Genomic DNA, 11,501 nt, shown 5'->3' with positions numbered 1-11,501 from the left:
ACGTTCTTCTACAAAGCAGATAAGCAAACGGTAACAGTGAAATACCTCGAAGAAGGCACAAACAAAGTGCTGGCTGATGAAGCTGAGTTCGAGGGAGTAACCGCTGGAACAGTAGACTTGACTGCTGAAACGGTTGCGGGCTACACACCAGTGAATGCGACACATACGTACACATTCACAGCAGCAGCTGATCAGACGTACACGTTCTACTACAATGCATCAGAGCAGAAGGTTACTGTTAAGTATTTGGAGCAAGGAACGGATAAAGTACTGGAGGGCGAAGAAGTATTCACAGGAGCGACTAATAGCACAATTGAATTGACTGCTGTTGAGATCGATGGCTACACACCTGTTCTTACTAATATGACCTACCAGTTCACAGCTGAGCAAGATCAGACCTTCATCTTCTACTACACAGCTAACGATCTATCGGTAACTGTTCAGTATTTAGAAAAGGGCACTGAGCGTATTCTGAAATCAGCTGATATCGTACCTGGTAAGATGAATCAGACTACTGTTCTGCAGGCAGCTGTTATTCCCGGATATACTCCAGAGGAAGAAAGTCAAGAATACTTCTTCCATGTTGAATCACGTCCAGTAGTTACCTTCTACTACACGGCTGACAAACAAGTACTGACCGTGAAGTACATGGAGCAAGGCACAACGACTGAACTGGCAGCATCAACAACTGTAACAGGTGTCACCTATGGTACGGTAGATTTAGTTGCGGCAACTGTAGAAGGATACATGCCTACTTTGGCAAGCGACAGCTACACATTCACTGCGGCAGAGAATCAAACTTATATCTTCAACTACATTAAGAATGAAGCTCCAAATGAAGATAAGAAGCTGATTGTCAACCACTTGGATGGGGTAACAGGGGCACAGTTAATCGCTCCAGAGCAATTAATCGGTAAACAAGGTGACCAGATCACCCTGACTGCTGGGCAATTGACAGTATCAGGTGTAACATACCGACCTGAAATTACAAGCGATGTGTATACATTCACTGCTGAACCAGTACAAGAGTACAATTTCAAATACTTCGTATCTAACGAACCGGTTGAAAAGTATGACGTAAATGTGTTCTACGTGAATCGCAGCACAGGTGAACATTTGAAAGCAGCAGATCTAATCAGTGGATATGAAGGACAGCAGCTTCGATTACAAGCAGGCGATATTACGGTTGAGGTGGCTGTATACAACCCTGACGGTGGGCAGACCGTTACCAAGGTTGTCTACGCTCCTGAGCTGTATAGCGACCTTTACACCGTAACGAATAGTCCGGAACAGTCCTTTATTTTCTACTACAATCTTAAGGAAGAAGTACAGAACGTAACGGTTAAGTATCTGGAGAAAGGCACGAATCGCGTACTCGCTGAATCCCAAGCCTTCAGTGGCAAGGTTGGATCAACGATAGAGCTGAAGGCGAAGTCGATAAACAACTACCGTGCTCTGGTAAGCAGCGCAAACTATAAGATCACGGAGGCAGCAGGTCAAGAGTATATCTTCTATTATGAAAATACGTATACTCCGCCTACTGTAGATCCTAGACCGCCAGTGAAACCATTACCACCGAAACCGCCTGTGCTCGATCTTGAGAATCATTACAACTATATTCAAGGTTACCCTGACGGACTGATCAAACCTAAGCAGTTGATCAACCGCGAAGAGGTAGCAACTATATTCTATCGTCTGATGGATGATGAGAGTCGTGAAACGTACATGAAGACGACCAATACGTTCTCAGATGTAGAAGCAACACGCTGGTCCAACAAGTACATCTCTACGATGCAGAACGCAGGTATCATCGAAGGCTATCCAGATGGATCCTTCCATCCATTCCGCTCGATCACAAGAGCAGAATTTGCGGCAATTGCGGCTCGCTTCGATAAGCTGGATGAGAGACCGAACACGATGTTCTCTGACATCTCCGGTCACTGGGCTGAGAAGTATATTGCTTCAGCTGCTAACAAAGGATGGATCAAAGGCTATCCAGATGGAACATTCAAGCCAGACCAATATATTACGCGTGCAGAGGCAATGACCTTCATCAACAGCGTTCTGAACCGTAAAGTAACGGCTGACGGCTTGCATGAGGATACGATCCAATGGCCGGACAACTTGCCTGGTCAGTGGTACTACCTCGATGTGCTTGAGGCAACCAACCATCATGAATATGCAAGAGAAGAGGATGAAACGGAAATCTGGGATGAAGTTAAACCAGTACGTATTTATCCATAAGCATCAATATTCAATTGCTCCAATTCGGTCTCTTTTGACTGGATTGGAGCTTTTTTTATCCAGCAAGGGTGTATCACTCTGCATTTCTCCTCGATCGACATTACGCCATGCTATAATAAACGGCAAGAGGAGTGATCATTGTGGGTAATGTAGAAATATTTGATATATATGACCGACAGATGAACGGGATTGGAACAGCAAACCGAAGCGATGTCCATCGATTAGGCTTATGGCACCAAACTTTTCACTGCTGGATCATTAATGAATTCAACGATGAGCAGCAGCTTCTATTCCAGCTTCGGCATCCTTCGAAGGATACATTTCCTAGCTTACTCGACATCTCATGTGCAGGACATCTACAGTCAGGGGAGACTGTTGAAGATGGTGTACGTGAACTGGAAGAAGAGCTTGGCCTTCAAGTCAGCTTCGGTCAGCTTATGAGCTGTGGCATGTATCTAGAAGAAAGTGAGTTGCCGAACAGGGGGATGGATCGAGAGTTCAGTCACGTACATGTACTGAGATGCAATAAACCTTTACAGGAGTATAAGGTACAGTTAGAAGAAGTATCAGGACTTTATTGGATATCCATGAAATATGCGCATGTACTAATGGAGGAAGGCGATCAGATCATCCCTGCATATGGATTCAGCATCGACGAACAAGGCTGCTATTCAGACCATCATGTTATCCATGTTCAACAGGGTCAATTTGTACCGCATCCTCCGGGTTATTATCGGCAGTTATTTGAAGCTATTAACTGTTTTTCGCTTGGTTCATTTTAATAGGGCGATGATCTCGGAGTATGTCTGCCACCTTGGCTTGTTCCCCTGCTTGCATCATCAAACGGCGGAGCTGAGCTTTAACTTCCATGCTGGTTCCACTCATCCATAGTTGCGATTCATATTTCATTAGCTTCATTTATAATCGTTCCTTTCGTTGCAGCTGCAAGCTTCGAATTGGACAGGCTCATTTGTTATAATGAGTATGTGTATCGATACGAAATTATGTGTTTATTTCACAGGATTCCAGAATATAAAGGAGAGAGTATGATGAAACCATCTGATAAACCTATCACGAAGAGTGACGGAACGCTGTTTGAGGAAGTGACGGTGGATACGCAATCGATCTTTAAGGGGAAAATAATATCTCTCCAAGTTGATACAGTGAAGCTTCCTAATGGCAGTGAAGCGACACGAGAAATTGTGCGTCATCCTGGCGCTGTAGCAGTGCTGGCGATTCGCAACGATAAGATGATTGTCGTCGAACAATATAGAAAACCGCTCGGTAAATCCGAGATTGAGATTCCAGCAGGTAAGCTGGATCCAGGTGAGCTGCCTGAAGCAGCAGCGATGCGCGAGCTTGAAGAAGAAACTGGCTATACAACCGAGAAGCTGATCCCATTAGGCTCTTACTATACATCTCCTGGATTTGCTGATGAGATCATTTACGTGTATGCGGCAGTAGATCTTATTGAGGGAAAAATGAATCCAGATGAAGACGAGTTCTTATCCGTGAGTGAAATGACGCTAGAGGAAGCGTATGAAGCGATGCGCCAAGGCAGAATACATGATGCGAAGACGATCCATGCGCTCTATGCATGGCATTTGTACAAGCTGACTGGCAGTTGGCCTGTGTAATATTATAGGAGTGAATATTAGCGATGGCATTACCACTTCAAATGCATTATGGGGACTTTCACATTCATATTGGCGCAACTTCAACAGGCAGACCCGTCAAGATTAGCGGAAGCAGAAAGCTGACATTTGAGGCCATTGCCCATGAGGCATCTGAACGAAAGGGTCTTGACCTGATCGGCATCATCGATTGCCATGCACCAGGCGTCCTGCAGGATATTGAGCAGCTATTGGACAATGGCGAGATGATCGAGCTCTCTGGTGGAGGAATTAGATATCGCCGAACGACAGTATTGCTGGGTGCGGAGATCGAACTGAAGGAACCGGGCTTCGGTCCGGCGCATGTCCTATGCTATATGCCCACAATGGAAGCGATGAAGCATTTCTCCGCTTGGTTGTCGAGGCATATTCGGAACATGAACCTATCGACACAGCGCGCTTATGTGACTTGGAGAGAACTGCAGGAGGAGACTGCTGCTAGAGGCGGGGTGTTTATTCCCGCTCACATCTTTACTCCGCATAAGAGCTTGTATGGCTCGTGCTGCGATCGTATCACTGATGTTGCGGATAAGCTGCTTATAGACGGAGTGGAGCTTGGGTTGAGCGCTGATACAGGTATGGCTTCGCATCTGTCCGAGTTGGACAGCTACTCCTTTCTGACGAATTCAGATGCTCATTCGCTGGCTAAGATCGCGCGTGAATACAATGCGCTTCTATTGGCAGAGCCTACATTTTCCGAGTGGGAGAAGGCGCTGCGACAGGATGCGGGACGGTGCATTGCAGCTAACTATGGCTTGAATCCGCTGCTAGGCAAGTATCATCGGACGACCTGTATTAACGGTCATCTGATGCCGAGTGCTGACCTAGCCTCCTGTCCATCATGCGGCAGCGCTCGTCAGATTGCGGGTGTTGCGGATCGAATTGATCGAATCGCGGATCGCAGCGAGACAGAAGCACAGCAGCAAGCATTGCTGCGTCCGCCCTACATTCATCAGGTTCCGCTAGAGCATATACCGGGAATTGGACCAAGTGTGCTGAACCGTTTACTCGATCAATACGGAACGGAGATGAATGTGCTCCACTGTGCTACTCCGTCACAGCTGACAGATACAGTTGGAGAAGTGCTGGCAGAGCGGATTGTGAGTGCTCGAGAAGGACGCTTAATCATTCAGAGCGGTGGCGGCGGAAAGTACGGGAAAGTAGTAAGCAGACAATAGAGTCGGATAATGGCTAAGTGTGCATATGAGGACAGGCTCACGCATACATTGGTAGGAGTATGAACTGATCCAACAGTTTACCTTGACCTTTGAAGGGAGTCTGTCGCGATGCCATCCATGATCCCTAATGTGCGCAAGTATGTTCACCTTTATATTTTTGTATCGGTATTATTCATTGTAGGCGTCATCTTCGGCGCCATACTTGTGAATGCCCTAACCTTGGAGCAGCAGGAAGAACTATCTAGGCAGGTTAGTCAGGTGTTTGTCAATGTCAGTGTATCTGAAGAGGGCCTAAGCTTTTGGGACTCCCTCTGGATGTATTGGCGTTGGATTTGTATCATAGCGCTCCTTGGCTTGTCCATTATCGGATTTCCTCTAGTACTGATCGTTGATTTTCTAAAAGGAGTGCTGATTGGATTCACAGTTGGCACGCTCGTTTCCCAGTATTCTTGGAAAGGCGTCTTTGTTGCACTGGCTGCCGTTGCGCCGCAAAATATGTTTGCCATACCTCTCCTGCTCATGGCGAGTGTAGCTTCAATCGCATTCGCATTACATATTCTTAAGCATCGGCTGTTCGTGCCGAAGTTGAGATCCATTAAGCAGCCTTTTCTTGATTATGCGTTGGTTCAAGCAGGTTCAGGAGTTGGATTGATTGGGGTCGCAGCGTTTGTTACCTGGGTTAGTCCGATATTAATGCATTGGGTCTCTTCTTTAGTCATTCGATAATATAATCATTACAGACGCTCACTAAAGTAATGCAATTGACTTCTAGCAAATGATTTGACACTCGTTGCTGTCAACGCCTATAATGATAGAAGTTAGTCGATTTACGGCTAGGCGGCAAGGGGGGAGACCATGGAATCGCGGATTGAGAAGATTAAACAACAATTACAATCCCAAGGATACAAGCTGACACCTCAGCGTGAAGCTACTGTACGCGTACTGTTAGAGAATGAAGAAGATCATCTGAGCGCAGAGGATGTATTCATGCTCGTAAAGGAGAAAGCACCCGAAATCGGTCTTGCCACCGTGTATCGTACATTAGAATTGTTAAGCGAATTGCATGTCGTTCATAAGCTTAATTTCGGCGATGGTGTAGCTCGGTACGATCTAAGAGGTGACAGCACGAAGCACCATCACCATCATCTGATATGTGTTCAGTGCGGCAGCATGCAAGAAGTGCTAGAAGACTGGTTAGGTCCTTTAGAGGAGCGCCTTGCGGAAGAATTTCAATTTCAAGTTGTTGACCATCGACTTGACTTCCAAGGCATATGCAAGAACTGTCAAGAGAAAGAGCACGATAAGCTGAACGGACAAGAGTAACTTATATAGAAGCTTGCATACTTACTATTGATCGGATTCCATCTGTGTACAGATGGTGACATAAGAGGAGCCACGGACCTACAGTCCGTGGCTCTTAACTATTGAACGGGATAACGTTCATCGTTTGCGTCTCCTTTTCCGGCTAGTAGACGATACGATGAGTGCATTCGGTGTAGAAGCATAATAAACACGGCTTCGTCGCTGACTAACTTGTGCGGCAGCGGCTTTCGCTGCTGATGCAGTATTCGGTATGTGAGCTGGAATTACTTTGCGGCGGCGTTTGTCAGATGCAGCGCTGGAATCGGCTGCTTGCACAGCTTGCTTCGCATCAATGATACCAGCGCCTTGCGCGTACTCGCTTATATCTGGCAGGCGATGCGCTGTCGATCTCAGCAGCTCTCTTACACCATCCGGCGTAATCGTTGGATCCACCGCTAGAATGAGCGCGACTGTGCCGCTGACATGAGACGCTGCCATTGATGTGCCTGAATCAATGGAGAATCCCTGCTTATGATTCGTTGATATGATCCTATCACCTGGCGCACTGACATCGATACCGTATCCTCGGCTGCTGAATGAGGGAATATGCTTTTTACGATCGGTTGCCGCTACAGCAATAACCTCAGGGTAGATTGCAGGCTCATCTATGGTGAGATTGTTAGGGCCGCTGTTGCCAGCAGAAGCGATCACGATAATGCCTTTGTGGTACGCTTTATGAATAGAGGCGCGCAGTAAATGGCTGGGTCCGTCAAGGCCAAGGCTCATGTTGATGATGTTCATGCCATTCGCAATACACCATTCTACACCTTCAATGATATCGGAGAGAAATCCGTCCCCTTGTTTATCCAGTGCTTTAACGCCGTACAATGAAACTTTAGGAGCAACTCCAAAAGGCATATTCATTCTTCCAGCAGCGGCTGCGATACCTGCAACATGAGTGCCGTGTCCGTTGTCATCTTCATAGGAATGGTTTCTTCGAATTGCATTATACCCACCCGCAATAACCAAATCTTGGTGGCGGGATATTCCTGTATCAATAATTCCGATCTTAACACCTTGTCCTCGTGATGCTCTCCATGCTTCAGGTGCGTGAATATCCTTAAGGCCCCAAGGAATTCGTGCTGCTTTCGATTCTCCTCCAGCAGTGGAGCTCTTCTTATGAGATATACGATGTATCTTAGCTCTAATATCGGTCTCAATTCGCCTGATGCTGGGATGATGGATTAGTGGATACAACGGCATGGTGCAGTCAAAATGGCAGCATAGCATATTGGCCGCTTCCACTTGCTTAACAGGGACGATGCCTTGCTGTTTTAGAGCACTGACACACAGCTTATATGATTGGCGATCCTTTAAAAAGATCATCTTGCGAATCGTGTCGCGAGAAGGCGTGCTGTGCACTGCCGCAGTTAACATGTTAGGCAATCTGGCCATCCGCATTAAACCTCCCACAATAAACGGAGATATCGCTTTATTAGCATCGATGTGACTATATCGTATGAGGATACATGCGGAAGGGTAATGGACATGAACCTAATCCTTTTGCCGCATGTCATATAAGGGCTTGTTCGTTCATACGTTATTCGTAGCATGTGAGAGATGACAAGCAGCGCATTGGAGAGTTCAGTCTAGCCGAGGAGGTCAGTTTATGATCATTTCAGTCAGAAGATGGATGTCGCGCATGAAATTCGTATCTATTTTTATTATAGGCACATATCTGATGTTCGAGCTGCTGAACACGATCAACGTATGGATTGCGCCGGTGGACAAGTATCGAGAACCTCACGGCAGGGCCGTTAAGGCCTTTCATCATGACCCCAATATGACCATGGATCCAGCTACGTTTTCTGAGCGCTTACGATTATTTTATTGGCTGGGGGAATAAGTCATACTTATCGTTCGCCTTCGGTCCTTGACTGGTGTACAATATTAATAAATCCAGTGAATGCTTTAAGGGAGACCGGAGTCTATGTCGCGAATAGAACAACAATTGGAGCAATACTTACATCATATAACGGAGGATCGTTATCTCTCGCCTCATACGAAGGATGCTTATGAGCGAGATGTGCGATCCTTTATTTCGCATGTTCGGACAGAAGGCTTGGAGGATGGCTCACAAGTAACGGGTGTGCATATGCGGCACTATTTTGGACAGTTGAGGCTTAGCGGACGAGCTGCATCAACTATTTCGCGCCACAAAGCGGCGGTGAAATCCTTCTATATGTACTTGATCAAGGAAGGTGATGCGGTTACGGATCCGACGATGCAGATTGAACTGCCTCGTACAGAACGCAAGCAGCCAACTCTATTAACGATTGAGCAGGTGGAGCAGTTGTTGAACATTCCTGATCCGCATTCTGCTCAAGGGATTCGCGATCGCGCAATGCTAGAAACCTTATATGGAACTGGGATGCGCATCACAGAGCTGATCGCATTAAATTGCGAAGATGTTCATTTGCAGATGGGATTTGTCCGTTGTATCATGAACCGTAAGGAGCGGGTAATCCCGTTAGGACAGGTAGCGATTGAAGCGATACAGAACTACCTGGAGCATGCCAGATCGGAATGGGTAACGGAGGAGGCAGACAACAAGGCAGGAGACGAGAAGCCGCTGTTTGTGAATATGCGCGGACAGCGTTTGACGCGTCAAGGCTTCTGGAAGATGCTGAAGAAGTACGCTGCCGATCTGAGCTTGGATATATCCTTAACCCCTCATACGCTTCGTCAGTCATTTGCGGCACATCTGCTGAATAATGGCGCTGATCTGCACGCTGTTCAAGAACTGTTAGGCCATGCGGATGCTGCTACGACACAGAGATATGCTGTAGTTTCGGACAAGCGTCATAACATGAAGGATGTCTATACAATGGCACATCCTAGAGCCTATGCGAAGAGTAAGACGGACCTTTAACCACTTCATCAATGAAGAATGTGAAACCGTCAATCTACGCAGAATACACCATATGAAATAGAGGAGTGATGGGCATGAACAAAAAGTTTCGTCGTATCATTGTAATCGTATTGGACAGTGTAGGAATCGGTGAACTTCCTGATGCCGAGAAGTTTGGAGACTTGGGCTCTCATACACTTGGACATATCGTGGAGCGTGTTCCCGGAATCCAAATTCCGAATATGCAGCGTCTCGGTCTAGGCAACATTGCTGACTTAGGAGCTGTTAAGCCAGTTGATAAACCACAGGGTATATATGGCAAGATGGCGGAGATCTCGGCGGGCAAGGATACAATGACAGGCCATTGGGAGCTGATGGGATTACATATTACGACCCCGTTTAATGTATTTGACGGCTTCCCAGATGAGCTGATTCAGCAATTCGAGCAGGAGACCGGACGTAAAGTTATCGGGAACAAGCCGGCATCTGGCACAGAGATCATTAAAGAGTACGGCGAGGAGCAGATGAAGACTGGGGCTTGGATCGTATACACATCAGCCGATAGTGTGTTCCAGCTTGCAGCGCATGAAGACGTGATCCCGCTGGAAGAGTTGTACCGCGGCTGCGAGATTGCGCGCAGACTTACGCTTGAAGAGCCGTATACGCTCGGACGCGTTATAGCGCGGCCATATGTCGGTGAGCCAGGCAATTTCAAGCGTACGCCGAATCGCCACGACTATGCCGTGAAGCCGCCGGAGCCAACCGTTATGAACGCATTGACGGATAAGGGCAAAACTGTTGTCGCAGTCGGGAAGATTAACGATATATTCACAGGAGAAGGGGTTACAGCTTCCTATCCGACGAAGAGCAATGCCCACGGTATTGAGACAACGATCGAGCAGATGGGCCAATCCTTTGAGGGACTGTTGTTCACTAACCTTGTTGACTTCGACTCCTTGTATGGACATCGCCGCGATCCAGAAGGCTACGCTTCCGCATTAGAGGAATTCGATGCCGCCGTTCCTAAACTATTGGAACTGACCGGTCCTGACGATCTGCTCGTGATCACGGCCGATCACGGCAATGATCCTATTCACCCAGGCACAGATCATACGCGTGAGTATGTGCCGTTATTAATGTACAGTCCGTCCATCACAGCAGGACGATCGTTGGACATTCGTGAGACGTTTGCTGATCTGGGTGCGACAATTGCCGATAACTTCGATGCGGCGATGCCGAAGATCGGACGGAGCTTCCTGAACGAGCTATAGTTGAAGTGAATGGTATATTAAATGGGTACATGAAGGAGTAATAATATGAGTGAGTCTAAGATTTCCTTTTCACATATTCAAGAAGCAGCGGCGTATATCCGCAGTGTAACGACAATAGAGCCAGAAGTTGGCCTAATACTTGGTTCAGGACTTGGAGTATTGGCTGACTTGGTGGAGAATCCTGTGACGATTGCGTACGGTGATATTCCGCATTTTCCACAATCGACTGTTGAAGGTCATGCTGGAGAACTGCTCATCGGTACTATTAATGGGCGTCCGGTTGTCCTGATGAAAGGCCGCTTCCACATGTATGAAGGATACGGTCCGGAGATGACTGCATTCCCTGTTCGTGTCATGAAAGCAATCGGCGTCAAGCAGCTGTTAGTTACGAATGCAGCTGGCGGTGTGAATACGTCTTATCAAGCAGGCGATCTGATGCTGATCAGCGACCATCTGAATTTGCAAGGGTTGAATCCACTCGTCGGACCAAACGATAATCAGCTTGGGCTGCGTTTTCAGGATATGTCCGAGGCTTACAGCAAGCGACTGCGCGGTATCGCGAAACAGGTAGCGGAGCAGAAAGGGTTTATCTTCAAAGAAGGGGTATATGCAGGCATGCTCGGACCGAACTATGAGACACCTGCAGAAATTCGCATGCTGCGTGTTCTAGGAGCTGATGCGGTGGGAATGTCGACGGTAGCCGAAGTATTGGTTGCACGTCATGCTGGCATCGAGGTGCTGGGGATCTCCTGTATCAGTAATATGGCAGCAGGTATCTTGGATCAGCCTTTGTCGCATACTGAAGTCATGGAAACAGCAGAGAAAGTGAAAGCGCAGTTCCTTGAGCTTGTCGTCAGCATTATTCCTGCAATGGCGTAAGGTTGACTGCCTGAATAATTCGGCTGATCTGATCGTTTTCTAT

Annotated in this window: 11 protein-coding genes; 10 read left to right on the top strand and 1 reads right to left on the bottom strand. The window is 47.2% G+C overall.

Going from position 1 to position 11,501, the window contains the following annotated elements; all coding sequences use genetic code 11:
* The 6 genes from AC3WTP_RS15220 to fur form a co-directional block, all read left to right on the top strand.
* Nucleotides 1-2,244, top strand: a 2,244-nt coding sequence (locus AC3WTP_RS15220) for an S-layer homology domain-containing protein (RefSeq protein WP_492395470.1), incomplete at its 5' end; no start/stop codon positions are given.
* 140 nt (nt 2,245-2,384) lie between these two features.
* Nucleotides 2,385-3,026 carry an NUDIX hydrolase gene (locus AC3WTP_RS15215; RefSeq protein WP_492395469.1) on the top strand — a complete coding sequence of 214 codons (642 nt, stop codon included), beginning with the start codon at nt 2,385-2,387 and terminating at the stop codon, nt 3,024-3,026.
* 267 nt (nt 3,027-3,293) lie between these two features.
* Nucleotides 3,294-3,881 carry an NUDIX hydrolase gene (locus AC3WTP_RS15210; protein ID WP_492395506.1) on the top strand — a complete coding sequence of 196 codons (588 nt, stop codon included), beginning with the start codon at nt 3,294-3,296 and terminating at the stop codon, nt 3,879-3,881.
* 23 nt (nt 3,882-3,904) lie between these two features.
* Entirely contained in the window at nt 3,905-5,095 is a 1,191-nt protein-coding gene (locus tag AC3WTP_RS15205) for an endonuclease Q family protein (protein WP_492395468.1), read from the top strand.
* A gap of 108 nt (nt 5,096-5,203) precedes the next feature.
* Nucleotides 5,204-5,821, top strand: coding sequence for a stage II sporulation protein M (gene spoIIM / locus AC3WTP_RS15200; RefSeq protein WP_492395467.1), 618 nt, complete (start codon nt 5,204-5,206; stop codon nt 5,819-5,821).
* 129 nt (nt 5,822-5,950) lie between these two features.
* Nucleotides 5,951-6,418, top strand: coding sequence for a ferric iron uptake transcriptional regulator (gene fur, locus AC3WTP_RS15195; RefSeq protein WP_492395466.1), 468 nt, complete (start codon nt 5,951-5,953; stop codon nt 6,416-6,418).
* Between the two features lie 117 nt (nt 6,419-6,535).
* On the opposite strand, the gene AC3WTP_RS15190 is transcribed toward fur, so the two are convergent.
* A complete protein-coding gene (locus AC3WTP_RS15190; protein ID WP_492395465.1) occupies nt 6,536-7,852 on the bottom strand; it encodes a S8 family peptidase in 1,317 nt (438 codons plus the stop codon).
* Between the two features lie 214 nt (nt 7,853-8,066).
* On the opposite strand from AC3WTP_RS15190, the gene AC3WTP_RS15185 reads away from it, so the two are divergent.
* The 4 genes from AC3WTP_RS15185 (at nt 8,067) to AC3WTP_RS15170 (ending at nt 11,458) form a co-directional block, all read left to right on the top strand.
* Complete coding sequence (locus tag AC3WTP_RS15185; RefSeq protein WP_492395464.1) at nt 8,067-8,303, top strand: DUF4227 family protein; 237 nt, start codon at nt 8,067-8,069, stop codon at nt 8,301-8,303.
* 84 nt (nt 8,304-8,387) lie between these two features.
* Nucleotides 8,388-9,329, top strand: a complete 942-nt coding sequence (locus tag AC3WTP_RS15180; RefSeq protein ID WP_492395463.1) for a tyrosine recombinase — start codon at nt 8,388-8,390, stop codon at nt 9,327-9,329.
* A gap of 68 nt (nt 9,330-9,397) precedes the next feature.
* Nucleotides 9,398-10,579: a phosphopentomutase gene (deoB, locus tag AC3WTP_RS15175; RefSeq protein ID WP_492395462.1), complete on the top strand. Its 1,182-nt coding sequence runs from the start codon at nt 9,398-9,400 to the stop codon at nt 10,577-10,579.
* A 45-nt stretch (nt 10,580-10,624) separates the two neighbouring features.
* Nucleotides 10,625-11,458, top strand: a complete 834-nt coding sequence (locus tag AC3WTP_RS15170) for a purine-nucleoside phosphorylase (RefSeq protein WP_492395461.1) — start codon at nt 10,625-10,627, stop codon at nt 11,456-11,458.
* Nucleotides 11,459-11,501 lie beyond the last annotated feature (43 nt).

This window comes from Paenibacillus sp. EB106-04-04-XG159 (genome assembly GCF_058791835.1).
This window is presented reverse-complemented; position numbering and strand designations above follow the sequence as displayed.